This is a genomic window from Actinoplanes utahensis (assembly GCF_016862455.1).
GTDB lineage: Bacteria > Actinomycetota > Actinomycetes > Mycobacteriales > Micromonosporaceae > Actinoplanes > Actinoplanes utahensis.
This window is the reverse complement of the sequence record NZ_BOMZ01000044.1, coordinates 44,279-69,287: the sequence shown is the minus strand read 5'-3', so window position 1 is coordinate 69,287 and position 25,009 is coordinate 44,279. Positions and strand designations below refer to the sequence as shown.

Below are 25,009 nucleotides of genomic sequence, written 5' to 3'. Positions count from 1 at the left end.
CGCCGCTGACCCTCGCCCTGGCCGGGCCGTGGCACGATGGCCGGCGATGACGATCGATCCTCATGATCCGCGACTGCGGATCGACACCCTGACCTGGGCGGACGTCGACCCCGACCGGCACCCGTTCGACCCGGGCGCCGTGCGGGACGTGGTGCGGGCGGTGGCCCCGGCCGGCGGCGTGCCGGCGCCTTACCGGTACGAACCCGGCCGCGTCTTCGACCACGCCGCGGAGGACGCGCGCTGGAACTGGCAGCGGGCGATGACCGTCGCGCTCGTCGAGCACTACGGCTCCTGGGCCGGCGGCTGGAACGCGCAGATGGCCGGGCGCACCGATGACGGCGTGCTGGTCCTGCGCTGGGACGGCGCCCGGCACTCGATCACGACGCCGGAGGAGACGCTCGCCGCGGTCGCCGGGGCGTTGCTGGACTGGCGGGCCTTCCTGGAGGAGCTGGCCGGGATCTTCACCTGGCACCTGCCGCTGCCCACCGAACCCCGCGCGGCCTTCCTCGCCTGGGAGGCCACGACCGCGTCCCTGGTCGCGACGGTCGCGGCCCGGTCCGGCGCGGACGAGTACTGGTACCCGATCTGCGCCCAGGCCCTGAAGTGGTTCCTCACCGTCGCCGAGGTGCCGGGCGAGGACCACGACGCGCTCATCGACGACGCGATCAGCGGGCGGTTCTACAGTTCGATCTCCCCGCTGGGGGTGGAGGTGGGCGATGCCGCCGAGGCCCTGGCGGCCACCCTCACCGGCGTCACACCGCCGGCGGACGACGCCTGGCCCGACACCTGGCCGCAGGACTGGCCGAGCCGGCGCAGCACCGAGATGCCCACCGCCGCGCGGGCGCCGCGGGTCCGGCCGCCGGTGGCCCCCGACGCCCTCGCCACCTGGCGGGACGTGCGGCGGGCGGCCCGGTGGGCGGACGCGACCGAGCATGTCACCGGGCCGGCGCGCACGACCCGCGACGGCATCGGCGAGCACCTCGCCCGGCACCGGCACGGTGCTGCCCGGGCCCTGGCCGCGCTGGACCTGGTGTACGCGGAGGCGGCCGAGGGCGGGACCCTCACGTTCGCGCGCCTCGCGACATGGCAGCGGAAGGTGCTCGCCGTGGCCGTCGCGCCGTTCCGCACCACCGACGCCTGGGCGCGGGACGGAGGGGAGCGGTACCCGTACCGCGACGACCTGCCGCGGGAGTTCGAGGACTGTCTCGCCGAGGCCACCGACCCGGCCGTGCCGCTGCCGTCCCGGGCCGCCCGGGTGTACCTCGACGTCCTGCACTTCCACCCGTTCGCCGACGGCAACGCCCGCTCGGCGGCGCTCGCGCTGTACTTCGTGCTCGCCCGCGAAGGGGTGGTGCTGGACCGGGCCGCGCCGCTGCTGATGACCCGCTGGGCGGCGACCGGCCCGCGCGGCGCCGAAGGGCTCGCCGGTTTCGTGGCCGTGCTCATCGAGCAGACCCGCCGGCGCGCGGCGGCCGGCGGGTGACGGGACCGGTCAGGGACGCAGGCGGCGGATCGCCGCGCGGGCCAGGCGCTTGCCGGAGCGGGCGCCGTCCAGGACGGCCTTGGCGGCCCGGCCCGGGGTGGTGCCCTTGAGGACCGCGATGATGCGGTGGGCGCGAGCCAGGTCGCGGTGCAGGGTCGCGGTGCGCTGCTCGTACCAGGCCAGTTGGGCTCGGGCCTCGCTCAGCCGCTGCGCGAGCCGGTCGTGCGCGTCGCGAAGCTCGCGCAAGGTCTCCGGGACGGCGGGCGGTTCCGGGAACGGGGCGAGGTCGATGCCGGACAGGGCGGCCAGCAGCTCGGTGGTCCCCTCGAACGGCCACAGGTGGGCGACGCCCTCCTGGTGCAGCGCGGCGGCCAGGCGCTGCAGCACCTCGGTGCGGCCGCCGGGGCGGCGGGTGGGGGCGGGCAGCGGGTGCAGGCCGCCGTCGGCGGAGAGGACGATCTCGTCGGCGCCGATGGTGGCGCACGGGCCGGCCTGCCAGGCGGTGAGGAGGCGGCGCAGTTCCGGCTGGTCGGCGTTGCGGGCGGCGGCGAGCAGGGCGTCGTGCAGGCAGCGACCGGCCGCGACCGGGGCACCGGACGGATCCCACGACCAGCCGTGAGCGGTTCGCCGCAGCCGGCCCCCGGCGAACAGCGCCTCGGGCAGCGTGTCGGGCAGTGCCGTGGACAGCGTGCCGGCGGGCGCCGCGGGCAGCGCCTCGGCCGGCGTGTCCGGCAGCGCCTCGGCCGGCGTGTCCGGCAGCGCCTCGGGCGGGGTTTCGGGCAGCGCCTCGGCCGGCGGAAGAGCCGTGGGGCGGGTGGCGACGACGATCCAGGCGGGAGCCAGGGCGGTGGCGAGGCGGTGCCGGAGCAGGTCGGCGGCGAGCGGGCGCGGATCGGCCAGCAGCGGGCCGGGTGGCGGGCCGGTGCGGCGTAGGACGGCGGTGAGGACGCCGTGCAGGTCCGGGTCGGTGAGGGCGGTCTCGCTCAGCAGCGCGGTGGGTTCCCGTGGACCGGGGTACGCCGCGTAGTCCCGGGCCACCGTGAGGCCGGCGTCGCGCAGGTGGGCGCGCAGCGGTTCCGGTCCGGCCGGCCGGGTCGGGTCGTCGGGGGCCGCCCAGTCGGCGTCGTCGGGGGTGGCGGCGGTGTGCAGGCGGTCCACGCCGAGCGGGTTGCGGACGGTGAGCAGCAGCCGGCCGCCGGGGCGCAGGACGGCGAGCAGGCGGGCGACGGCGGCGGACCAGGACAGGTCGGCGGACTCGGTGGAGCCGGTACGGTCCACACCGTCCAGAGCGACCACCGTGTCGTACGCCGCACCCGTCGCCACCGCGTCCAGGCTGCCGCACCGGATCCGCACACCCGGCCGGTCCGCGTAGCGGTCCGCCAGCGCCCGCGCGTCCGGCGCCCCGCGCACCAGCACGGTCACCTCCCGGCCCGCGACCGCGTCGATGAGCGCCGGATCGTGCGGCCCCACGATCAGGACGTCGCCGCCCGCCCCGGTGAGCAGGTCGCGCAGGACCGCCCCGCGCACCGGATCCGGGTCGGACCAGTGCGGCATCGCGCCGGCGGAGTCGAGGGAGTCGGTGGTCATGCCGCGGCCTGCCAGTGGAAGAGGTGACGGAGTTCGGCGGGGGAGAGGAGCCGGTCGGCGCCGAGCTCGTCGGCGGTGACGGCGCGGGCCGTGTCCAGGTCGACGGAGGCGCCGTGCAGGGCGGCCCACTGGCCGCGGATCCGGGAGCGCCCGCCGAACAGGTCGCGTTCGCCGTCGAGTTGCATCGGGTCGCCGTAGACGGCCGGCTCGCAGCCGGCCAGCACCCCGTAGAAGACCGCGCTGCACAGCCGGTTCGACGCGACCCGGCGGTGCCGGCGCTGCTCGGCGTATTGCCGTACCAGGAAGTCGGGGTCCAGATCCTTCCACCATCCACCCCGGTAGCCGTGGCAGATCACCCGGAACCCGGCCTCCTGGTAGCGGCGGCGCACCGCCGGCGTCCGGTACTCCTGCCAGTACAGGCAGACGGTGACCGGCCCGTCCTCGGTGTCGCGGATCTCGTCGATCAGACGGTCGTGGTCGCCCTGGACGTGCTGGCCCTCCCAGCCGTGGAACGGGTAGTAGATGGTCCCGTCCCGGCCCTCCGGCGCCGGCGGGTCCATCGCCACCAGGTACGCCCACGGCGCCCCGGTCACGTACACCTGCCGCCGCCCCATCGACCAGGCCCGCCGCCGGGTCCGTTCGCTCCAGACGAACGACGGGATCCCCGGCACGAACTCGTGGTCGGGCGCCATCCCGTCGCCGATGTTCCACCCGTGCTGCAGGTAGCCGCGGATCAGCGGCAGTTCGGAGTCGAACCCGCAGTACCGGGCGAGCACGTACGAGTGTCCGTAGTAGTGGTTCGCGTGGTGCACGGCCCATCCCATCGCGGCGAGGCGTACGTCATACGAACACGCTATGAGCGGAGGGTGGCGAGCCGGGGTGGATCAGCCGCCAGGCCACCCTCCGGGACTCCTCAGGAGGCGACGGCCAGCAGTTCCTTGAGGTACGCCTGGTAGCCCTCCGGGTTCGGGTGGAACGCCTCGGCCAGGTTGCCGGTGAACCCGTTGACCCACGGATCGGCGGTGCACGCGCCGTGCCCCTCGAAGGCCGGGCGCACGTCGACGAACGTGAAGCCCTGCTGCGCGGCGACCCGAGCCTTGATGATCTCGACGAGGGAGTCGGCGCCCTTGTTCAGCGCCTCCCGCCGCGGGTCGGTCAGCGACTCGCAGGACACGCCGGACTTGCCCGGCTCGGCCACCAGGTGCGGGTACCCGAGCACGAACACCTTCGCGTTCGGCGCCTTGCCACGGATCGCCGTGTACAGGTCGTCGAGCGCGGCCGGCAGGGTGCTCTGCGCCTTGGCCGCCGCCTGCTCCACCGAGGCCTTGCAGGTGGCGTCGGTGCCGAGCAGGCACTGCTGGACGGTGGTGGACCAGCCGACGTCGTTGCCGCCGACGGTCAGGGTCACCCAGCCCGTGGTGTCGCTGAGGGCGGACAGCTGCTCGTACCGCACATCGTTGATCACCGCACCGCCGCAGGAGACATCGGTGACCTTGCCGAACGTGGCGGCGGTGCGCGCCTTCACGAACAGCTGCGGGTAGCCGCCGTCCTTGCTCTGCATGCAGTTCTTGTCGTCGCCGTAGTTCCCGGCGCCGACCCCGGCGGCGTACGAGTCACCCAGCGCGACGAAGTCGGTCGCCGGCACCGCCCCGGTGGCGCTCTTCTCGCCCGAGTCGCCGGAACAGGCGCTCAGCGCGGCGGCCAGCGCCACGGCGACGGCCGCGGTCAAACGTCGCTTCAATGCCACTCCATTCAACATTCCGGCCGGCTGCCGGTGCCGTCACAGCGGCGCTGAGACGACACTGACAGCCGGCCGGGACTGATCTTCCGGAATCATGCCTGATCGCCGGACTCCGGCATACTGCTGTGCTGTGACACGAGAACCACGTTTGGAGATCGAGTACTGCACGCAGTGCCGCTGGCTGATGCGGGCGGCGTGGACCGCTCAGGAGTTGCTCACCACGTTCACCACCGAGCTCGGCGAGGTGGCGCTGGTGCCGGGGATCGGCGGCGTCTTCGAGGTGCGGCTGGGCGGCGAGACGCTGTGGTCGCGCAAGGCCGAGGGCGGTTTCCCCGACCTGGCGCACCTCAAGCGGCTGGTGCGGGACCGGATCGCCCCGGAACGCAGCCTGGGCCACTCCGACCGTCACTCGAACGCTCACTCGGACAAGCGAGATCAACCGTGAAAGGTACATTCCACCGGTGGTCGAGACAGCGGAACGAAAACGGTCCATCGAGGTAGAGGTCCTCGCGGTCCTCCTGGTGGCCCTGGTGATCCTCCGGGACCGGATCTCCGGGGTGATCGGCGGCGAGCGCCTGCAGACCTGGACCACGGTCTTCGTGTCGGTGCTGGTGCAGGCGGTCCCGTTCCTGGTCTTCGGGGTGCTGCTGTCGGCGGTGATCGCGGTCTTCGTGCCCCGGTCGTTCTGGGCCAAGGCGCTGCCCCGGCACCCGGCGCTCGCCGTTCCGGCGGCCAGTGTGGCGGGGGTCGTCCTGCCCGGGTGCGAGTGCGGCGCCGTACCGATCGCGGGGTCCCTGATCCGCCGCGGCGTCACTCCCGCCGCCGCGCTGGCGTTCCTGCTCGCCGCGCCCGCGATCAACCCGATCGTGCTGACCGCGACCGCCGTCGCCTTTCCCGACGATCCGGAGATGGTGCTGGCCCGCGGCCTGGCCAGCCTGGCCGTCGCGATGGTGATGGGCTGGCTGTGGCTGCGCCTGGGCAGGACTGAGTGGATCAAGCTGCCGCACCGGCCGGACCTGGACGGCGCGTCGAAGGGCCGGGCGTTCTGGTCGGCGTGCCGGCACGACGTGGTGCACGCGGGCGGGTTCCTGGTGGTGGGTGCCGCGGCCGCCGCGACGATCAACGTGATCGTGCCGGAGGCGTGGCTCCAGACGCTCGCCGCGCAGCCGGTGCTGTCGGTGCTGGCGCTGGCGGTCCTCGCCGTGCTCCTGTCGATCTGCAGCGAGGCCGACGCCTTCGTCGCCGCGTCGCTGTCGCAGTTCTCGCTCACCTCCCGGCTGGTGTTCCTGGTGGTCGGGCCGATGGTCGACCTGAAGCTGATCTCGATGCAGGCCGGGGTGTTCGGCCGCCGCTTCACCGCCCGGTTCGCGCCGGCCACGTTCGTGCTGGCGATCGTCGCCGCGACCGGCGCCGGGCTGGTGCTGCTGTGAACCGGCAGGCGCAGGCGGTCGTCCTCTTCCTGTTCGGCGGGGCGATCCTCAAGGCGTCGCTGAGCGACCTCTATCTGCGATACGTCAAAGAGGGCCTGCGGCCCTTCCTCATCGCTGCGGGCGCGGCGCTGGTCCTGGCCGCGATCATGACCCTGTGGTACGAGTACCGCGCCGCCCCCTCCGCCGGAGCCTCCTCGGCGGACGAGCACGACCACGGCCACGCGCATCACGAGCCGCGCGTGGGCTGGCTGCTCATCCTCCCGGTGCTCGGCCTGCTGCTGGTGGCCCCGCCCGCCCTCGGCTCGTTCACCGCCGGGCAGTCCGGCACGGTCCAGGTCAGCGGCAGCTCCGACTATCCGCCGCTGCCCGCGGCCGACCCGGCGCCGATCGGGCTGCTCGACTACGCCTCCCGGGCGATCTACGACGAGGGCCGCAGCCTCGCCGGGCGCCGCCTGCAGCTGATCGGGTTCGTCAACACGTCACCCGAGGGGGTGCAACTGGCCCGGATCGTGGTGAGCTGCTGCGCCGCCGACGGCCGCCCGATCAAGGTGGGCCTGACCGGCGGCCCGGTCATCGACGTGCCGTCCGGGACGTGGGTGCAGGTCACCGGTAAATACACCGCTCAGCGCGGCAAGGACACGGTCAACCAGGCCGACATCGCGTACCTGGAGGTCGAGCAGTGGCAACCGGCCACCCCACCGAAGCAGCAGTACGAGTGACCCGCGCCCGCTGGATCCCCCTGGCGGTGGCCCTGGTCGCGGCCGGCGCGCTGCTGGGCGGCACCATCCCCGCCGCGCCGCAGGCCGCCCCGGCCGCGCTCACCGCCGAGCAGCTGTGGCCCGCCGCGCAGCGCGCCGACCTGCCGAACCTGACGGTCGACCCGCTGTACTTCCTGGACGCCACCACCGCCGTCGGCACCTTCACCGACGGTGACGAGATCCAGCTGCTGATCGAGAAGTCCGGGATCGTGCGCGAGCTGCGCCGCCTGCCGGTGACCGGCGAGCCCCGCTTCGAGGTGGTCACCGCGGCCGGCGACGAGCTGATCTGGACCGAACAGACCGGGGACGGGCCGGTCGAGATCTGGGCGGCCCACCAGGCCGGCGGCAAGCCCCGACGGCTCACCGCGGACACCGGCAACACGCTGTTCTACGGCAACCAGCACGACCTGGTGGTGGCCGGCGGCCGGGTGTACTGGACGGCCGGTGACGGCGACCGGACGACGCAGATCCGGTCGGTGGCCCTCACCGGCGGCGCGGTCACCGTGCGGGAGGAGACCGGCCGGTGGGCGCTGTCGGCGTGGCCGTGGCTCACCGACGACACCGGCGGCCAGACCGGCGCCGTCCACATGCGCAACCTGGAGAACGGCAAGGAGCTGCAGATCCCGTTCTCCGGCGCGGAATGGGCGATGTGCGACCCGTCCTGGTGCCGGGTGATGGTGGCGACCAGCGCCGGGCTGGCCCGGATCGACCTGATGCGGCCGGACGGTTCGGACCGCCGCCGGGTGGCCGGCCCGGACACCCAGGCCGCGGTGAACGACGTGGCCGTACTGGGCCGGTTCGAGATCCTGTCGGTGCCCGGCCCGAACGCCGACCTCACCGGCACCGCCGCCCTGCTCGTCCACGACCTGGAGAACCGGCGCAGCGTGCCGGTCGCGGTCGCCGCCGACATGGCCGCCACCAAGGACGGTGTGCTCTGGTGGTCCACCGGCGGCCAGGAGGCGCCCGTCTGGCACACGCTTGACCTGCGGACCATCTGACTCACGGTGTTCACTCCTTTGCGGAGAGTCGTGACGGCGGATACGTTGGGGGAGTGCTCTTCCTGACGCCGAGGACCGGGCCGCTCACCGCGGCCCTGCTCGAGCGCCGGGTCGCCTACCACGTGGACACCGTCTCCCCGCCGGAGAAGGCGGCCGCCCTGGAGGGCTGCCTGGACGCCCTGGACGGCTGCCGGGCCCGCGGGCTGCGGCCATGAACGCCCGCGACGTCTACTGGCCCATCCACCCGCCCCCGGAGCCGCCATGAGGTACGACGACATCACCGACGCCATCGGCAACACGCCACTGGTCCGCATCGACCCGGACGTGCACGGCCTGCGCACCATCGACCTCTACGCCAAGCTGGAACTGCTCAACCCGTTCGGGTCGGTGAAGGACCGCGCCGCCTGGAACATGGTGCGGCCGCTGCTGCCCGGCGCGGTGGAACGCGGCGACACCGTCGTGGAACTGTCCAGCGGCAACACCGCCAAAGCCCTCGCCCTGATCGCCGGGATGCACGGGCTGCGGTTCAAGAGCGTCACCAACCGGATGAGGGTCCCTGAGATCAAGGACCTCCTGCTGCTGCTCGGCGCCGAGATCGACGAACTGCCCGGCCAGTCCGAATGCCTCGACCCGAGCGACATCGAGGACCCGCTCACCCGGATGTACCAGCGGCTCAACGCCGACGGCGGCGGCTGGACGCACACCGACCAGTACTTCAACGAGCGCAACGTGGAAGCCCACTTCACCGGCACCGGCGCGGAGATCGTCAAGGACCTCGACGGCAACGCCCCGGACTGGTTCATCGCCTGCGTCGGCACCGCCGGATCGTCCACCGGGGTGGCCCGCGCGCTGCGCCAGCAGAACCCGGACACCCACGTGGTCGGGCTGGTCGCCGCCAAGAGCGACTTCATCCCCGGCATCCGCACCATCGACGAGGTGCACCAGGTCGGGCTCTTCGAACCCGACGTCTACGACACCATCGCCGAGGTCAGCGCGGACCAGGCCATCGACGGGCTGCTCACCCTGGTCCGCCGGTGCGGCATCCTGGCGGGACCCACCGGGGGCGGCGCGCTGCAGGGTGCGATCGATTTCCTTCGTACGGTCGACGAAGGCCCCCGCCGCACCGCCGTCTTCATCGTCTGCGACCGCGTCGAGAGCTATCTCAGCTACCTGCGCGATCGCCGTCCCGCCCTGTTCGGCCGCCCGCCCCGGCCGCATTCCGTCGCGAGCCTCGCCGAGTCCGACATCTCGGCCGCTCCGGTGATTCCCGTGGCCGACGCGCCGTCCTTCGTCCCGGGCGCCCTGGTCGTGGACCTTCGCAACCCGTACGCCTACCAGGCCCTGCACATCGACGGCTCGATCAACATCGCCGACGAGGTGTTCGCCGACCTGCTCCACGCCGGCCTGCCGTTCAGCCCCCGCCGGCCGGTCCTGCTGGTCTGCCCGGTCGGTGAACGCTCCGCCGCGTACGCCGCCCTGCTCACCCGGATGGGCCACCCGGACGCCCGCTCGCTGGCCGGCGGCATCATCGCCTGGCGCGACGCCGGCCTCGACCTGGTCCGGGACTGACCGTGACCGCCCTCGACGATCTCGCCGGCTGGCAGCGCGGGCTCCGCGCACAGTTCCCGATGATCGCGGCCAACCCCGACGTCGCCTACCTGGACAGCGCCGCCACCTCGCAGAAGCCGCAGGCCGTGCTGGACGCCGTGATCACCTACCTGACCACGGGGAACGCCAACGCGGCCCGCGGCACCTACCCGTGGGCCAACCGCACCACGGCCCGCATCGAACAGGCCCGGGACCGGCTGCGCCGCTTTCTCGGCGACCCGGCGCCGGCGGAATCCACCGTGCAGTTCGTCAGCGGCGCCACCGAAGGACTGCGGGCCGTCGCCCGGGACTGGCTGCTGCCCCAGCTCCGCGACGGCGACGAGATCCTGGTCCCGTTCGCCGACCACAACGCCAACAGCATGCCGTGGGTGGAGGCGGCCACCATGGCGGGGATCTCGGTGCGGGCCATCCCGTACGACGCCGCCCACGACTACGACCACCGCCGCCTCACCGTCAGCCCGCGGACCAGGATGATCGCGGCCACCCACGTGCATCACGTCTACGGCAGCGACATGAACGTGCACCGGCTCCGCGCCATCGCCCCCGGCGTGCCGATCTGCCTGGACGCCGCACAGAGCTTCGGCCACATCCCGATCTCGGTCGCCGAGCTCGACGTCGACTTCGTGGTCTTCTCCGGCCACAAGGCGATGGCCCTGCCCGGCACCGGGGCGATCTGGGCCCGCAACCGGCGCGGTCCCGCCTACCGGCCGGCCGGCTGGATCGGCTCCCCCAACACCAGCGGCATCATCAGCCTGGCCGCCGCGATGGACTGGCTGGACGCGGCCGGCCTCGACCGGATCGCCCGGTGGAACCAGGCCCTCGGCGTCCGCCTCACCGAAGGGCTCAGCAAGATGCCCGCCTACGAGGTCCTCGGCTGCCAGCGCAGCCTCACCGCCGACTCGATGGTCCAGCAGCGTCACGGGATAGTGACCTTCCGGCACCACTCGATCGGCTCCAACGACCTCGGCTTCATCCTGGCCAGCGACGGCCTGCTGGTGCGCGCCGACGATCACTGCCAGGGCGCCCAGGGCGAGAAGACCGCATCGGTACGGGTGAGCCTGCACGTCTACAACACCCCCGAAGAGGTCGATCGCCTGCTCGAAGCCCTCTCCCGCCTCGACCACTGACCCCTTCCCCCGTGCGGAGCCCAGCCGTCATCCACACGGGCCCGCGGCCTCCGGCGTGTGGAGTTCGGCCGTCATCCGCGGTCACCTCCCCGCGCCGGAGGTGATCGCGGAAACGGGACCGTGGAGCGCTCGGAGCGGTTAGAAACGATTGTCGTTTCTTTCCGTTTCGTTCTCTGGGGGCCACCGCCATGTCCACCGCACTCGAAACCGTCGGCGTGGCCGCCCGGCGGGCCGGCTGGGACTCGCTGATGGCGGGGTTCGTGCCCGGCCTGCCCACCCTGGAACAGGCGGTGCTCGACACGGCCGAACGCCTGAGCGGACCGCCCCGCCGCGTCCTCGACCTCGGTGGCGGCCCCGGCCTGTTCGCTGGGCGGATGGCCGCCCGCTGGCCCGGCGCCCGGATCGTCCTCGCCGACATCGACCCGGTGCTGCTCGCCCTGGCCCGCGACGGTCTTCCCGCCTCGGTGACCGTACTGCCCACCGACCTCGCCGACCCGGGCTGGCCGGCCCGCACCGGAACCGGGTTCGATCTGGTCGTCGCCGTCATGACGGTCCACTACCTGGCGCCGGAGTCGGTCTGGTCGCTCTACGCGGGCGTCCGGCGGGTCCTCGCTCCCGGCGGCCTGCTCGTCGTCGCCGACGTCATGCCCGACGACGGCCTGCCCACCGTGATGCGCGCCCTCGACCCCGCACCGCCCCGAACCGTGCTCACGCCGGCCGCCAGCGGGTCCGTCCCGGACGCCGCCGGGCTCGTCCCGGCCGCTGCTGGTTTCGTGCCGGACGAGGATGAATTCGTGCCGGGCAGGGCCGGGCTCGCCTGGTCACGGTGGTGGGCCGAACTCGCCGACGATCCGAGTCTCCAGGATCTGCTGGCGGCCCGCGCCGACATCTTCCGCGACCGTCCGCCGGCCGAGTTCACCGCCGGTCCGGCCTGGCACGCCGACGCCGCCAGAGCCGCCGGTTTCCAGGAGACCGGCCTGCTCTGGCGGTCCGGCCGCCATGCGGCCTTCGCCGCCCACTGATCGCCGACGGCGGGGCGGCTCCCGGCGTACGGGAGGAGGGGTCGACGCCGCCCGAGCAATTCCGGGTCGGTTGCGGTTCTGTCCGGCTGGTTCTCACTGTCGTCTCGAGGCGGTTGAGACAGCAGTGAGGGCCGGTTGGGGTTGACCGGGACGGGCATGCATGGCCCGCGGTCGGGGGACGGTCGGGAGGGGAAGCCTGCCGTGGCCGCCGCGAGGCACGGGACGTTGCGTGGCCCGTACCAAGGCATGGTGTAAGAGGAGCGAGGCGGCCGCCGTTGCGGTGTCAGGCGGTTCTGCGGAGGCTGAGCAGGGCGTCCACCAGGAGGAACGCGGCCAGGGGGATGCCGAGGAGGGGGAGGGCCCAGCCGATCGCGAAGACCACCGGGACACCGGCGACGACGGCCCAGGCGGGCAGGCCGAGCCAGGCGCCGCGGGCGGGCGCCGTGCCGACGGCGGCGCGACGGCCCGCGCGGGTCGGCCGGCGCTGCCACCACATGCGGTAACCCCACAGGATCACGCACAGCAGGCCGATCGCCAGGAGCGCGAGCAGGATCTGGTTGGCGATGCCGAAGAGGATGCCCATGTGGGCCTGTACGCCCAGTTTGGAGAGCTGGGCCAGGACCGGCCAGTCGGCGAAGTCGCTGCGGGCGACGACCGTCGAGGTGGCCGGGTCGACGGCGATCCGGTCCAGGCGGACCGGCCAGGTGTTGTCGATGCCGGCGACGGTCCAGGTGGCGCCGCCGGCCTCCGGGACGGTGAGTTCGACCGGGCCGGTGAGGCCGTTGTCCCGGGCCACGGTGAGGACGGTGTCGGCTTGTGCGAGGTCGACGGCGGCGGGTGATGCGGCGCCGGCGCCGTGGTGGCCGCCGGCGGACGGGGTGGCGCCGGGCACCTCCAGGGTGGGCCGGCGGGCGTCGAGGACGTCCAGGGCGGCGGAGAAGTTCGCGCCGGCGTAAGCCGACCAGGTCAGGCCGGTCGCCGACAGGATCAGCAGGCCGGCGCTCATCCACAGGCCGGTCGCTGCGTGCCAGCCGCGGGTCCGCCGGACGCCTTGCCGGGCGGTGAGGTCGGCGGTGAGCATCCCGCGGACGCTGCGCCGGCGCCGCCACCACAGCACGATGCCGCCGAGGGTGAGCACCCACAGCCAGCTCGCGGCCAGTTCCGAGTAGTGCCGGCCCAGGTCGCCGAGGTGCAGGTTGCGGTGCAGGTCGTCGAGCCAGGTGGTGACCGGGGTGGAGCCGAACCAGGTGGTCAGCTGCCCCTGGACCGTTCCGGTGTGCGGGTCGACGTAGACGGTGTGCTGGTTCTCGCCGAGGTCCGGCTGGGCGAACACCACCCGGGTCGTCTCGTCGCCGACGGCCGGCTGGACCGCGGCGATCGTCCCGTCCGGGTGCGCGGCGCGGGCCGCCGCGATCTGCGCCTCGAGGGGGATCGTGGCGCCGCCGGTGGTGGCGGCGGTCAGCCGGTCGCCGTAGAGCAGGCCGTCGAGCTGGGGCGTGACCGTGTAGAGCAGGCCGGTCAGCGCGGCCACCACCAGGAACGGGGCGACCAGCACCCCGGCGTAGAAGTGCAGCCGCAGCAGGAGAGCGCCGACGGCGGAGGGGCGGCGGGTCTCTCTGGTCTCCGGCGTCGCGGGGAGGGTCGTCACGGCCATCGGCTGTCCTCGTCAGGTGTCGGCGGCGCGGTTGCGCCGGCATCCATGGGTTGGCAGTCGACGCGACCCGGGCCCTGGCGGCGTCGCCCATTGGTCGCCGGAACCGGGCGTGGAGTTCCCCGTGAACCCTCAGTGACTTTCCGTGATGGTCCGGTCGCGGGAAGCGATATCGCGATCCGCGGGAACCCGGGGCGGCCGGGCGGCGACTAACGGGCGTTCACCGAGCTCGAGGAAGAGGAATGCTGACCCGTACCGCTCCTGCCGGCACGGCGGTCGCCCGTGCCCGTCCCGCCGGCTGCGGCCCGGCGGGAGCTGTCTCGTGACGGTCTCCCGGCGGATCGTCCTCGCCGGCGGCGCGGTGGCCGGCCTCGGCACGGCGGCCGCGGTGGCCGGCTGCTCCGCCGGCGGGGCTTCCGGTGGGCGCGCCGGCGCGGCGTCCGCGCCGGTTGCGGTCTCCGGCCCCGGCATCGGTACGGCCACCGTCGCGTTCCACGGCCCGCGGCAGGCCGGTGTCACCACCGAGCCGCCCGCGCACGCCGCCTTCGTGTCGTTCACCCTGGCCAGGGGCACCGACCGCAAGGCCCTGGGCCGGATGATGCGCCTGCTCACCGACGACGCGGCCCGCCTCACCCGGGGCGAGCCGGCGCTCGGCGACACCGAGGCCGAGCTGGCCGTGCACCCGGCCGCCCTGACCGTGACGTTCGGGTTCGGCCCCGGCCTGTACCGGGCCGCCGGCCTGCCGTCCCCGGTCGCCGACCTGCCCGCGTTCACCGTCGACCGGTTGCAGGACCGCTGGTGCGGCGGCGACCTGCTGCTGCAGATCTGTGCCGACGACCCGCTGACGGTCACGCACGCCCAGCGCATGCTGATCAAGGACGCCCGCCCGTTCGGGGGAGTCCGCTGGGTGCAGCGGGGTTTCCGGCGCAGTCCCGGCGTGCATCCGGCCGGGTTCACCCAGCGCAACGTGCTCGGCCAGCTCGACGGCACCGCCAACCCGCGGGACGCCGCGATGGAGACCGCGGTGTGGAACCCGGACGGCGGCACCACGCTGGTGGTCCGCCGGATCCGGGCCGAGATCGAGACCTGGGATCTGCTCAGTGTGAGCGACAAGGAGAACGCGGTCGGCCGCCGGATGACGTCCGGGGCGCCGCTGAGCGGGACGGCCGAGTTCGACGAGCCGGACTTCGCGAAACTCGACGACACCGGACTGCCGCTGATGCCGGACTTCGCGCACGTCACGCGGGCCCGGATGACCGATCCCCGGTTCAAGATCCTGCGGCGGCCGTACAACTACGACGAGGCGCCGGACGCGCAGGGGCGACCCGACAGCGGGCTCATCTTCGCGTCGTACCAAGCTGACATCGAACGGCAATATCTCCCCATCCAACGGCGGCTCGCCGAGAAGGACCTGTTGAACGAATGGACCACACCGATCGGATCCTCGGTCTTCGCCATCCCACCCGGCTGCGCTCAGGACGGCTGGATCGGCGAGCGGGTGCTGGGGTGACCCGTACCCTGCTCGCTCTCGCCGCAGTGCTCCTGGTCCTGGTGCCCGGTGCGCCGGCGTGGGCGCACAACGCGCTCGCCGAGGCCAGCCCGGCCAAGAACGCCACGCTGAAGGAATCGCCGCGGGAGGTGAAGCTGCGGTTCCTGCAGAAGCTGGACCCGAAGTACACCACGATCACGGTCAGTGGCGCCGCCAAGGCGACGATGGGCGTCTCCGCGCCGAAGGTGGACGGCGCGACAGGTGTCGTGACCGTCCAGACGCCCCTGGCCAACGGGGTCTACACGGTCGCCTACCAGGTCGTCTCCACCGACGGTCACACCGTGAAGGGCTCCTACGAGTTCACCGTCGACGACCCGGCCCCCGCGCTGGGCCGGGGCCCGGTGGTCGACGACCCGGAGGCCCCGGAGTCCCTGGCGCCGTCCCCGGCGCCGTCGTCGCAGGCCCCGTCCGCCGGCCCGGAGATCACGGCCGTCGCCGGGAACCGGGCGAAGCCGGACGACACCGGCTCGACGATCGTCGGCTTCGTCGTCGGCATCGTGGTGGCTCTCGCCGCCGGTGCCGCCTTCCTGTACATCCGTCGCCGCAAGGCATGAGAGGTCCCTTGATGAAGCAGACAGCACTGCGCCGCGCCGCTACCGTCGCCGCCGTCGCGGCCGCGTTCGTGGCCGGCCTGGCCGGTCCGGCGTCCGCGCACGTGACGGTGAGCCCGGGCTCGGCGACCCAGGGCGGGTACACCAAGGTCGCCTTCCGGGTGCCCAACGAGAGCGACACCGCGTCCACCACCAAGCTGGAGATCAACCTGCCGATCGACGCGCCGGTCGGGTCGGTGTCGCTCAAGCCGGTGGCGGGCTGGACGGCGGCCACCGAGAAGTCGAAGCTGCCGACCCCGGTCAAGGTGCACGACAGCGAGATCACCGAGGCGGTCACGAAGATCACCTGGACCGCCGCGGCCGGGTCGGAGATCAAGCCGGGCACGTTCCAGGAGTTCGACGTGTCGCTCGGCCCGCTGCCGCAGCGGGACCAGATGGTCTTCAAGGCGCTGCAGACGTACTCGGACGGCACCATCGTCCGCTGGATCGACGAGCCGACCACCGACGGAACCGAGCCGGAGAGCCCGGCGCCGGTGCTCAAGCTGACCACGGCGGACGCCGCGGCGGCGGCCTCCGCCGCCGCCGCGCCGCCCACCGCCCCGGACTCGACGGAGGAGAGCGGCGACAGCGGCGCTGCCTGGGGCATTGCGGGCCTGATCGCCGGTCTGGCCGGTCTGGTCCTGGGCCTGCTCGCCTACCGCAAGGCCGCCACCGCCCCGCGTCCCTGATCCGCTCAGCCCACGTCCTCGAGGTCGGCCGGAAGGTCGGCCTCGAGCTCGTCCGGGGCCCGCATCCGCCAGGCGTCGGTGAGCAGCTCTCTCAGCCGATCGGGTGGTACCCGGGCCAGCCGCACCATGACCAGCGGCAACCCGTTGTAGCCGGGTGTGGTGAAGAACAAGTCCGGCTCGCCGAGGAGCAGCGCCTGCTTCTCCGCCTCGTCGCCGACGAACAGAACAGCCACATCCGTACGTATCACCCGTGCCTTTCCGGGTAGACGTTCCGGATATGACCAGGCGAATCCCCTTCCGCCGACCCGGAAGTCGAAGCCGTCACTGTCGATCTCCTCGACGTGCGGCAGGGCCAGGGCCAGCCGGCGTACGTCGTCAGCGTCACTCACGGTGGTCATTCTGCAACATGTCCGCAGCCGCCTGTGTCAATCGATGCCTTGCCTACTGGCTAGCTAGGCTTCTATTCTCCGATCCAAGAAATAGGAAATCCCCTCCAGTCCTGGCGGTCGTCACATGCGGAAACTACTTCTCCTGGCTCTCGTCGGGCTCGGCGCGCAGTTGGTCGACGGCAGCCTGGGCATGGCCTACGGCGTGACCTCGACCACCCTGCTCCTCGCGATCGGCACCAACCCGGCGGCGGCCTCGGCGACCGTCCACCTGGCCGAGATCGGCACCACCCTGGTCTCCGGCATCGCGCACTGGCGGTTCGGCAACGTCGACTGGAAGGTCGTCCTCAAGATCGGCGTGCCGGGCGCGATCGGCGCCTTCGCCGGGGCGACGGTCCTCTCCAACATCTCGACCGAGGTCGCGGCGCCGCTGATGGCGATCATCCTGCTGACCCTCGGCCTCTACGTCCTCATCCGCTTCACCTTCCAGGGCCTGCCCAAGGGCCAGCTCGGCAAGCCGCTGCGCAAGCGCTTCCTCGCCCCGCTCGGCCTGGTCGGCGGTTTCGTCGACGCCACCGGCGGCGGTGGCTGGGGCCCGGTCGGCACCCCGGCGATCCTGGCCAGCGGCCGGCTCGAACCCCGCAAGACGATCGGTTCCATCGACACCAGCGAGTTCCTGGTCGCCATCGCCGCCAGCCTCGGGTTCATCCTGGGCATCGGCAGCGAGAACATCGACTACGGCTGGGCGCTGGCCCTGCTCCTCGGTGGTGTCATCGCCGCGCCGATCGCCGCCTGGCTGGTCCGGCACATCCCGCCGCGGGTGCTCGGCGCCGCGGTCGGCGGTGTGATCGTCCTGACCAACACCCGCTCCCTGCTCCGCAGCGACTGGATCGACGCCCCGGACGGGGTGCGCTACGCGTTCTACGGCGTCATCTACGCCGCCTGGGCCGCCGCGATCGTCTACTCGGTGCTGCAGTACCGCAAGAACATCGCCGACGACCAGCGCATCATCGCCGAGGCGGAGGCCGCCGCGACCGGCGACGTCCCGGACGACAAGGACAAGGCGACCGCCAACGTCTGACCCGCGACGACCGGCGGCCGACGCCCGGGGTTCCACCGAACCCCGGGCATCCGTACGATGCGCCGATGTGGTGGAAGCGTGAGCGCACATCGGCGGCGTTGCCGGACCTCTGCGGCGATCTGGCGCGGGGGGTCCTCGCCCGGGACGAGAAGACCGCGGCGGCGGCCTTCCATGGCATCGGCCGCTCGATCGAGTCGGCCGGCCCGGACGAGTTGACCGAGGGCGCCCGCCGCCTGCGGCCGGCCCTGGAGCGGGTGCCGCTCGGCAACGGCACCGCGCTGGCCCAGGTCGCGGCCGGTCTGGTCGAGGCCGGCGCCGATCCGTTCGTGCTGCTGGACGTGCTGGTCGAGCGGGTCACCGACGGCCTCGAGCTCGGGGCCCGGTTCCCGGCGCTGGCCGAGAAGGACGGCGGCGAGTTCGAGGCGCCGGACAGCCAGGCCGCCGCGGACGTGCTGATCGAGCGGGTCACCCGGGCCGCGGCACAGGCCGGGATCGAGCGCGACGAGAGCATCCGGATCACCGAGTCGTACTTCACCGTGGACGACTGGATCCCCAGCCTGCTGCTGCCGTTGCAGCAGAAACGGGTCCGGCAGGCCGTCCGCGGCCGGGAACGGCTGGCCGCCGCAACCGCCGCGATGGAGGACCACGCCGACGCGGCGACGTGGATGTACGGGCTGCTCCAGGTGATCGACGACGAGGCGTTCCTGGTGATCCACCGGCCGAGCGGGCGCGCCTACCGGCTCACCGTCAGCGGGGTCGGCGACAACTTCCAGCTGCACACCCTGCTCGCCGCGACGCTGATCGGCGACCCGGCACAGGGCCTGATCGCCGGCGACCGCCCGCAGCCGGCGTGGATCGCCGCCGCCACCGACGGCCCGGAGCTGCAACCGGCCGGCGGGGTGCGCGGGCAGTTCGAGATGTGGGGCGCCGACGGCGATCGGGTCTGGGGCGAGGGCCGGCCCGCCGACGTCCCGGTCGTCGACGGGCACCGGGTCGTCGTGCTGGACGTGCCGTCCTACGCCCGGTCGTGGAACACCGGCCGGGTCTACCCGCTGATGTACCCGGAGATCACCCTGGACCGGATCCTGCCGGAGACCGAGGCGGCCGGCTGGCTGGCCCGGATCAGTGGTCGGGAGAACCGGGCGGAGCCATGATCCGCAGAGCGTTCGGGTCGACGGCGAGCCGCAGCGGGGTCGCCCCGCACGGCTCGCCGTCGACCTCGACGTGCGCCGGGCGGTCGGTCTCCAGCCAGATCTCGCCGACCGCCAGGAACGGCTGCTCCCGCAGCGTGCGACGGTGGCCGGTGAGCGCGTTGCGGGCGGTCTCGCGGATCAGCTCCAGCTTCGGCGCGCCGCCCACCGGATAGGCGACCAGCAGCCGGTCGTCGGCGTGCGCGTCGGCGGTGATCGGCCGGCCGGCGTGGAACCCGCCGTTGGCGACGTAGACCTGATGCGTGGTGAAGACGATCTCCCGCCCGCCGGCGCGGATCGTGGCCCGCAGCGGCCGGTGCCGGGCCAGCAGACCCAGCGCGGTGAGCGGGTAGGCGATCCGGCCGACGACCCGCTTCAGCCGGCTCGGCACGTTGATCATGATCTCGGCGGACAGGCCGATGCCGACGTGGTTGGTGAACGGCACGTCCCCGGCGATGCCCAGGTCCACGTCGATGACCTTGCCGTCGGTCAGCGTCGCGATCGCCTCGTCGAGGCCGGGCCGGATCCCGACCGTACGCGCGAAATTGTTCGTCGTCCCCAGCGGCAGCAGCCCGAGCGCGACGTCGCGGTGCGCCAGCATCCGCCCCGCGGTGCTGATCGTGCCGTCGCCGCCGCCCGCGACCAGCAGGTCCGGTCCGGTGGCGAGCGCCGCCCTCAGCGAATTCTCCAGCTCGCCGGGCCGGTCCACGGCATAGGCGCCGAGCAGTTGGAACCCGGCGCCGACCAGGCGGGCGTGCGCGTCCGCATACAGTTGCCGGCCACGCCGCGACCGCGCGTTGACGACGAGAGCCGCCCGCCGCTCACGCCGGATGTCATCGGTCAGCTCCTGCTTCGTCCGCACCGGACGACCCTATCTGCCGGAGATCACGGATCGTCGACCCGCACACCCCGGCCACCGCCGTCGCACGCCGACCCGGCAGCGCACGCCGACCCGGCAGCGCACGCCGACCCGGCAGCGCACGCCCACCCGGCGGTCCGGGTCAGCGCACGCTGACCCGGACGCTGTCGAAGCCGCGCAGCACGAACCCGGGCCCGCGCACCGGCTCGGCGGCCAGAGCGAGCCGCGGCGCTCGGTCCAGCAGCGCCGCCAGAGCCGTCCGCAACTCGACGCGGGCCAGCGGAGCGCCGAGGCAGAAGTGCAGACCCGCCCCGAAGCTCAGATGCGGGTTCGGATCCCGCCCGGCGTCGAACCCGTCCGGATCGGCGAACACCGCCGGATCCCGGTTGGCCGCCCCGAGCAGCGTCGCGACCTCCGCTCCGGCCGGCACGGTCACACCCTCGATCTCCACATCGGCCGCCGCCGTGCGGACGAACAACTGCGACGGCGAGTCGTACCGCAGCATCTCCTCCACCGCCGCCGGGATCAGCGCCCGGTCCGCCCGCACCCGGGCCAGCTCACCCGGATGCCGCAGCAACGCGACGACACCGTTGCCGAGCCCGTTCACCGACGCCTCGTGACCCGCGTTGAGCAGCAGGATCGCCGACGCCACCAGTTCGTCGCCACTGAGCCGGTCGGAGCCGTCGCGAACCGCCACGAGATGACTGATCAGATCCTCGCCCGGCTCGGCGACCCGTACCTCCGCCAGGTCCCGCAGGTAGCCGGCGAACTCCCCGCAGGCCGCCAGCGCGGCGGCCTCGATCTCCGGCGTGCGGGTCATCTCGTACATCCGCACGATCGCCGCCGACCACGGCCGCAACCGGTGCCGGTCGGCCCGCGGAACCCCCAGCAGTTCCGCGATCACGGTCACCGCGAGCGGCTCGGCGAAGTCCGCCAGCACATCGAACTCGTCACCCGCCGCCGCCAGCAGCGCCGCCGCCTCCGCCGCGACCGCCGTACCGAGCCGTTCCACATGCCCGCGCCCGAACGCCTTCGCCACCAGCGACCGCAGCCGCGTGTGCACCGGCGGCTCGTTCTCCATCATCTGCTCCCGGTGCAGCAGATTGAACGCCGCATAGACCTCGGCCGGCTCCCGGTCCCGCCAGAACCGCCCCAGCCGCCGGTCCCGCAGCACCGCGCCCACCGCCGCATGACTCGCCGCCAGCCATCGCCCGCTGCCCGGGTCGAAGCTCACGGCGGCCCGTTGGCGCAGCCGCGCCAGTTCCGGGTACGGATCCGCCAGGAACCCGGGATCGGAGAAATCCACCGGCGGTCTCCTCACGAGCAGATGAAGCGGGGCTCCGGGTCGTACTTCCAGGTGAACTTCTCCCGCTTGACGACCTTGCCACCCTTGTGGAACAGCCGCCACGCGTCCTGGGTGAAGCCGGGCAGGCCGCCGGTGGCGATGCAGGACGGCCCGTCCGGTTTGGTGATCGTCGGCGGGGACGTGACGTTGCGCCGGTCGCTCCACTCGGTGGACACCTTGTCCCACACCTTGGTGCTCCAGACCGACACGGTGATCGTCTCGCTGGTGTGAGCGGTGTCGATCAGTACCCCGTACGGCGAATCGTTCTGGAACTTGAAGTCCAGGTCCGGCCAGAAGATCGTGGACTCGATGACCGCCGGGTAACGGTCGAAATAGAACGAGTGCGGCTTGTGCTCGACGTCCTTGAGGCCCGCGTAGTACGTCGCGTTGAACAGCGTCGTGGTGAACTGCGAGACCCCGCCGCCGACGCCCGGCTGCAGGTGCCCGCCGACGATCACCGGCGCGTCCTTGTAGCCCTGCCGGTACCCGCGTTCCCCGGTGTGCTTGTTCAGCGAGAACGTCTTCCCGGGCAGCACCAGCGCGCCGCGGACCTGCTCGGCGGCCTGGATGATGTTCTGGCTGCGCGGCGACGACAGCCCGCCCGGGAACTTCGTGGTGAAGGTCGAGACCTTCTCGGTGATCCCCAGCCTCTGCAGGTCGGCCGCATCGGTGGCGGGTGCGGCGGTGGTGAGGGACCCCGCGACGGTACGCCCGGACGTGCTCGTGACCGTCTCCAGGAGCCGCGGCGCCAGACCGGCGAGATCCAGAGCCCGGCCCTCGGCCCCGGCGACGATCGTCGGCTTCCCGCCGGCGAAGGCGAACGACGCGTCCTTCGCCGGCACCTCGATCCTCTTCAGTTGCGGGCCGAGCGCCGCCCGCAGTCGCGCCGGATCGAACCGCGGGACGATCCGCCCGCTCGCGTCCCCGGTCAGCAGCAGGCTCTTCGCGATCGCGGCCGGCGGGATGGTCAGCGTGCCGCGCTCGGAGGTGACCGTGACCGGCGCGGCGACCGCGGGCCGGGCGACCGTCTCGACCAGCTCGTCGACCTCGGCGGCGGTGGTCGCCGGCCGCAGCTCGGCCAGCGGAACGGTCACCGCCGTCCCGGACAGCCAGCCGGCTTTCAGCGCCTGGGCCGACGTCCGCGGGTCGAGGCCCCGGCCGGCCCGCGGATGGACCGCTTTCGGGGTGAGCCCGGTGAACGTGACGGCGGGCGCCCGCATCGAGGTGCCGACCGTTCCGACGGCCTGGCGCAGCGCCGCGTCGAGCAGGGCCGCGTCGACGGTGACGATCGGGGCCACGGCACGGGTGCCGAACAGCGACGGGCGGCCCCGGCTCGCGGCGTCGACCGTCGCGTCCACGTCGACGGTCAGGCCGATGTCGGCGGGCCGCAGCCGGGCGCCCCGGCCCTCGACGGTGAGCTGGACCGGCGCGGTCACCGCGGGGTCGCTGGCGAGGTGGGTGTGCAGCGCGGCGGAGGCCCCGGCCCGGCTCCTGCCACCCAGGTCGACGCCGAGCACGGTGACGCCGCGCGGGATGTCGCCGTGCAGCGTCCAGACGGCGGCGGCGCCGGCTCCGGCGGCGAGCGCCAGGACGGTCAGGCCGGTGACGAGCAGCCGGCGGCGTTTCGGCGCGGCCGGGGGCGCCGGGGCCGCGGCGCCCGGCGGGAGCCGATCGTGGGTGGGTGTGGCCTGCTGCGGCAGCCGTACGGTCGGCTGGCGGTCACTGGCGGTGGTCACCGGGCCTCCTGGGGGAGTGGGGGGCGGCGAGCCAAGGATGCTAGTCGATCACAGGTTCCCGTCGGACAGTCAGTGGGTCACGCTCGTTGCCTGGCACACAGCGCGGTCCGGACCGTGCTGACCAGTTTCTCCCGGTCGAACGGCTTGGCCAGGATGGTGGAGCCCGGTTCGAGGTTGTTGCCGTGCTCGTCGAAGAGCGACTCGGCGAACCCGGAGACGAACACCACGCACAGGTCCGGTCGCCGCCCGGCCGCGATCCGGGCCAGTTGACGGCCGTCCATGCCGGGCATCACCACGTCGGTGACCAGCGCGGCCACCTCGCCGCCGTTGCGTTCCAGCAGGGCCAGCGCCTCGGCGGCGCCGGACGCGGTCAGCACCCGGTACCCGGCGCCGGACAGCATCCGCGCGGTGACCTGGAGCACGGCGTCCTCGTCGTCGACCAGCAGCAGGGTCTCGCCGCCACCGCGCCCGGTCCCGGACGGCTGCGGCCGGGGCGGCGGCGGGGCGGGCGGCGCGCTGCCGGCCACGGCCGGGAGCGTGACGGTGACCGTGGTGCCCCGGCCCACCTCGGACTCCAGGGTGAGCTGGCCGCCGGCCTGGCTGACGATGCCGTGCGCGGTGGACAGACCGAGCCCGACCGTGCCGGTGGTCGACTTGGTGCTGAAGAACGGCTCGAAGACGCGGGCCAGCACGTCCGGCGGCATGCCGGTGCCGGAGTCCCGGATCGTGGTGGCGACCCGGTCGCCGGGGGCCGACGTGCTGATCGTGACGGTGCCGCCGTCCGGCATCGCGTCGGCGCTGTTGCGGACCGCGTTGTGCAGCACCTGGGAGAGCTGGTCCGGGTCGGCCTTCACCTTGGGCAGGTCGGCGGCCAGGTCGAGGACCAGTTCGGTGCGCGGCCCGGCGGCGGCGGCCAGCGAGCCGGCCCGATCCCGCAGGAGCGTGTTCAGGTCCAGTTCGACCGGCTTGTTGACCTCCTTGCGGCCGAAGGCGAGCAGTTGCTGGGTGAGCGTCTTGGCCCGCTCGCCGCCCTTGATCACCTGGGCCAGGTCGCCGAGCAGCGACTCCGCGGCCTCGGCCGGCACGGTGCCGTCCTCGCGCCCGTCGTTGATCGTCTCGATGGCCAGGTTGGTGTATCCGAGGATGGCGCCGAGGATGTTGTTGAAGTCGTGCGCGGTGCCGCCGGCCATCCGCCGCAGGCTGTCGAGGCGTTCCGCGTCGCGGTGGCGGGCCTCGTCCTGGCGGCGCCGGGTCTCCTCGTGCAGCCGCTGCTCGGCCATCGTCACGTCGGACACGTCGTCGATCATGAGGACCGCGCCGGTCAGGCCGTCGTCATCGTCGCGCGTCTGCCGCAGGTGGATGCGCAGCGACCGGGCGGTCCCGTCGAGCCGGGTGATCCGGTGGGTGAAGCGCAGCTCGGTGTCCTCGCCGGTGCCGCGCAGCAGGTTCAGCGCGGGTTCGCGGTCGGCCGCGCCGAGGCAGTCCAGCCAGCCCCGGCCGACGAGCCGGTCCACCGGCACCTGGGTGATCTCGGCGAGCCGCGCGTTGACGTAGTCGGCGTGCCCGTCCCGGTCGATGATCCCGATGCCGACCGGTGAGGCGACGGCCATCGCCTCGAACCGGCGTTCGGTGTCGTGCAGCGCCCGGACCTTCTCGATCAGCTTGGCGTTGACCGCGTGCAGGTGCGCCTGGGCGAAGTCGGCGTCGGCGGTGACCCCGACGTCGACCGGCCCGCCGGCCAGCGCGGTGTCGATCGCGTCGAGCAGGGCGTCCGGGTCCTGGGAGCGCAGCACCACCTGGCTGACCCCGCAGGCCTCGGCGATCGGCCGGGTCTCCGGCTCCAGGTAGTTGGCGGTGTAGAAGATCACCGGGGCCTGGGCGGCCTCCCGGTCCGGGTCCGCGCGCAGCCGGTGGACCAGTTCCAGGCCGTCGATGCCGGGCATCAGGACGTCGGAGACCACCACGTCGGGGTGGTGGGTGTGGGCGAGGCGGAGCGCGTCGGCCCCGTCGTGCGCCTCGATCACGTCGTGGCCCCGGAAGCCGAGCAGCATGCGCACGATGTCCCGGTTGGCGGCGACGTCGTCGACGACCATCACTGTCGCCACGGCATCGGCTCCTTGAGGCGAGTCGGTGGGTGCTATGTCCGCATTAAGGCTAAAGCAGATAAAGGTCGCATGTA

Annotated in this window: 23 protein-coding genes; 14 read left to right on the top strand and 9 right to left on the bottom strand. The window is 73.2% G+C overall.

What is annotated here, in order from left to right; all coding sequences use genetic code 11:
• Window positions 1-46: 46 nt before the first annotated feature.
• Complete coding sequence (locus tag Aut01nite_RS16560; RefSeq protein ID WP_152628446.1) at window positions 47-1,483, top strand: Fic family protein; 1,437 nt, start codon at window positions 47-49, stop codon at window positions 1,481-1,483.
• 9 nt (window positions 1,484-1,492) lie between these two features.
• Here Aut01nite_RS16560 and Aut01nite_RS16555 read toward each other — a convergent pair whose 3' ends face one another.
• The 3 genes from Aut01nite_RS16555 to Aut01nite_RS16545 all read right to left on the bottom strand — a co-directional run bounded on the left by Aut01nite_RS16555 (window position 1,493) and on the right by Aut01nite_RS16545 (window position 4,811).
• Window positions 1,493-3,070 carry a hypothetical protein gene (locus Aut01nite_RS16555; RefSeq protein WP_043521719.1) on the bottom strand — a complete coding sequence of 526 codons (1,578 nt, stop codon included), beginning with the start codon at window positions 3,068-3,070 and terminating at the stop codon, window positions 1,493-1,495.
• Complete coding sequence (locus tag Aut01nite_RS16550; protein ID WP_043521844.1) at window positions 3,067-3,882, bottom strand: hypothetical protein; 816 nt, start codon at window positions 3,880-3,882, stop codon at window positions 3,067-3,069. Before Aut01nite_RS16550 ends, Aut01nite_RS16555 begins: the two co-directional genes overlap by 4 nt.
• Window positions 3,883-3,983: 101 nt before the next feature.
• Complete coding sequence (locus Aut01nite_RS16545; protein WP_161790570.1) at window positions 3,984-4,811, bottom strand: SGNH/GDSL hydrolase family protein; 828 nt, start codon at window positions 4,809-4,811, stop codon at window positions 3,984-3,986.
• 130 nt (window positions 4,812-4,941) lie between these two features.
• Here Aut01nite_RS16545 and Aut01nite_RS16540 point away from each other — a divergent pair, with 130 nt between their 5' ends.
• From Aut01nite_RS16540 to Aut01nite_RS16505, 8 genes are all read left to right on the top strand, one after another.
• Window positions 4,942-5,256 (top strand): Rdx family protein, encoded by a 315-nt coding sequence (locus tag Aut01nite_RS16540; RefSeq protein WP_236642474.1) that lies wholly within the window; start codon window positions 4,942-4,944, stop codon window positions 5,254-5,256.
• A gap of 16 nt (window positions 5,257-5,272) precedes the next feature.
• Entirely contained in the window at window positions 5,273-6,241 is a 969-nt protein-coding gene (locus tag Aut01nite_RS16535; RefSeq protein WP_043521722.1) for a permease, read from the top strand.
• A complete protein-coding gene (locus tag Aut01nite_RS16530; protein ID WP_043521724.1) occupies window positions 6,238-6,960 on the top strand; it encodes a TIGR03943 family putative permease subunit in 723 nt (240 codons plus the stop codon). The genes Aut01nite_RS16535 and Aut01nite_RS16530 overlap by 4 nt, the downstream gene beginning before the upstream one ends.
• Entirely contained in the window at window positions 6,957-7,997 is a 1,041-nt protein-coding gene (locus Aut01nite_RS16525) for a hypothetical protein (protein ID WP_043521726.1), read from the top strand. The genes Aut01nite_RS16530 and Aut01nite_RS16525 overlap by 4 nt, the downstream gene beginning before the upstream one ends.
• 53 nt (window positions 7,998-8,050) lie before the next feature.
• On the top strand, window positions 8,051-8,212 hold the full coding sequence (locus Aut01nite_RS16520) for a hypothetical protein (RefSeq protein ID WP_173476621.1): 162 nt from the start codon (window positions 8,051-8,053) through the stop codon (window positions 8,210-8,212).
• A gap of 46 nt (window positions 8,213-8,258) precedes the next feature.
• Window positions 8,259-9,566, top strand: coding sequence for a pyridoxal-phosphate dependent enzyme (locus Aut01nite_RS16515; RefSeq protein ID WP_043521728.1), 1,308 nt, complete (start codon window positions 8,259-8,261; stop codon window positions 9,564-9,566).
• Window positions 9,567-9,568: 2 nt separating this feature from the next.
• Entirely contained in the window at window positions 9,569-10,732 is a 1,164-nt protein-coding gene (locus tag Aut01nite_RS16510) for an aminotransferase class V-fold PLP-dependent enzyme (protein ID WP_236642475.1), read from the top strand.
• A gap of 188 nt (window positions 10,733-10,920) precedes the next feature.
• A complete protein-coding gene (locus Aut01nite_RS16505) occupies window positions 10,921-11,754 on the top strand; it encodes a class I SAM-dependent methyltransferase (RefSeq protein ID WP_043521731.1) in 834 nt (277 codons plus the stop codon).
• Between the two features lie 283 nt (window positions 11,755-12,037).
• Here the strand turns inward: Aut01nite_RS16505 and Aut01nite_RS16500 are convergent, their stop codons facing one another.
• Entirely contained in the window at window positions 12,038-13,408 is a 1,371-nt protein-coding gene (locus Aut01nite_RS16500; protein WP_043521733.1) for a PepSY-associated TM helix domain-containing protein, read from the bottom strand.
• A gap of 319 nt (window positions 13,409-13,727) precedes the next feature.
• Between Aut01nite_RS16500 and Aut01nite_RS16495 the strand changes: the two genes are divergently transcribed.
• From Aut01nite_RS16495 to Aut01nite_RS16485, 3 genes are read left to right on the top strand one after another with little or no spacing between them, the layout of a single operon-like run.
• Window positions 13,728-14,915: a Dyp-type peroxidase gene (locus Aut01nite_RS16495; RefSeq protein ID WP_043521734.1), complete on the top strand. Its 1,188-nt coding sequence runs from the start codon at window positions 13,728-13,730 to the stop codon at window positions 14,913-14,915.
• On the top strand, window positions 14,912-15,508 hold the full coding sequence (locus Aut01nite_RS16490) for a copper resistance CopC family protein (RefSeq protein WP_043521735.1): 597 nt from the start codon (window positions 14,912-14,914) through the stop codon (window positions 15,506-15,508). Before Aut01nite_RS16495 ends, Aut01nite_RS16490 begins: the two co-directional genes overlap by 4 nt.
• 11 nt (window positions 15,509-15,519) lie before the next feature.
• Window positions 15,520-16,233, top strand: a complete 714-nt coding sequence (locus tag Aut01nite_RS16485; protein ID WP_043521736.1) for a YcnI family protein — start codon at window positions 15,520-15,522, stop codon at window positions 16,231-16,233.
• Between the two features lie 5 nt (window positions 16,234-16,238).
• On the opposite strand, the gene Aut01nite_RS16480 is transcribed toward Aut01nite_RS16485, so the two are convergent.
• A complete protein-coding gene (locus Aut01nite_RS16480; RefSeq protein WP_173476626.1) occupies window positions 16,239-16,622 on the bottom strand; it encodes an MmcQ/YjbR family DNA-binding protein in 384 nt (127 codons plus the stop codon).
• A gap of 124 nt (window positions 16,623-16,746) precedes the next feature.
• Between Aut01nite_RS16480 and Aut01nite_RS16475 the strand changes: the two genes are divergently transcribed.
• Window positions 16,747-17,700 (top strand): sulfite exporter TauE/SafE family protein, encoded by a 954-nt coding sequence (locus tag Aut01nite_RS16475; RefSeq protein WP_043521738.1) that lies wholly within the window; start codon window positions 16,747-16,749, stop codon window positions 17,698-17,700.
• Window positions 17,701-17,765: 65 nt separating this feature from the next.
• Window positions 17,766-18,854, top strand: a complete 1,089-nt coding sequence (locus tag Aut01nite_RS16470) for a hypothetical protein (RefSeq protein WP_052163089.1) — start codon at window positions 17,766-17,768, stop codon at window positions 18,852-18,854.
• Here Aut01nite_RS16470 and Aut01nite_RS16465 read toward each other — a convergent pair.
• The 4 genes from Aut01nite_RS16465 to Aut01nite_RS16450 form a co-directional block, all read right to left on the bottom strand.
• Window positions 18,823-19,752 carry a diacylglycerol/lipid kinase family protein gene (locus Aut01nite_RS16465; protein ID WP_043521739.1) on the bottom strand — a complete coding sequence of 310 codons (930 nt, stop codon included), beginning with the start codon at window positions 19,750-19,752 and terminating at the stop codon, window positions 18,823-18,825. The two genes, Aut01nite_RS16470 and Aut01nite_RS16465, sit on opposite strands and share 32 nt — an antisense overlap.
• A gap of 139 nt (window positions 19,753-19,891) precedes the next feature.
• Complete coding sequence (locus Aut01nite_RS16460) at window positions 19,892-21,055, bottom strand: cytochrome P450 (protein WP_201775414.1); 1,164 nt, start codon at window positions 21,053-21,055, stop codon at window positions 19,892-19,894.
• An 11-nt stretch (window positions 21,056-21,066) separates the two neighbouring features.
• A complete protein-coding gene (locus Aut01nite_RS16455) occupies window positions 21,067-22,830 on the bottom strand; it encodes a VanW family protein (protein ID WP_043521741.1) in 1,764 nt (587 codons plus the stop codon).
• A 77-nt stretch (window positions 22,831-22,907) separates the two neighbouring features.
• Window positions 22,908-24,935, bottom strand: coding sequence for an ATP-binding response regulator (locus Aut01nite_RS16450; protein ID WP_275409697.1), 2,028 nt, complete (start codon window positions 24,933-24,935; stop codon window positions 22,908-22,910).
• Between the last annotated feature and the right edge of the window lie 74 nt (window positions 24,936-25,009).

Bases quoted from the DNA above. Each gene is read 5' to 3' on its own strand.
- Aut01nite_RS16560 (WP_152628446.1), top strand. From the start codon at position 47: ATGACGATCGATCCTCATGATCCGCGACTGCGGATCGACACCCTGACC.
- Aut01nite_RS16555 (WP_043521719.1), bottom strand. From the start codon at position 3,070: ATGACCACCGACTCCCTCGACTCCGCCGGCGCGATGCCGCACTGGTCC.
- Aut01nite_RS16515 (WP_043521728.1), top strand. From the start codon at position 8,259: ATGAGGTACGACGACATCACCGACGCCATCGGCAACACGCCACTGGTC.
- Aut01nite_RS16505 (WP_043521731.1), top strand. From the start codon at position 10,921: ATGTCCACCGCACTCGAAACCGTCGGCGTGGCCGCCCGGCGGGCCGGC.
- Aut01nite_RS16500 (WP_043521733.1), bottom strand. From the start codon at position 13,408: ATGGCCGTGACGACCCTCCCCGCGACGCCGGAGACCAGAGAGACCCGC.
- Aut01nite_RS16485 (WP_043521736.1), top strand. From the start codon at position 15,520: ATGAAGCAGACAGCACTGCGCCGCGCCGCTACCGTCGCCGCCGTCGCG.
- Aut01nite_RS16475 (WP_043521738.1), top strand. From the start codon at position 16,747: ATGCGGAAACTACTTCTCCTGGCTCTCGTCGGGCTCGGCGCGCAGTTG.
- Aut01nite_RS16470 (WP_052163089.1), top strand. From the start codon at position 17,766: ATGTGGTGGAAGCGTGAGCGCACATCGGCGGCGTTGCCGGACCTCTGC.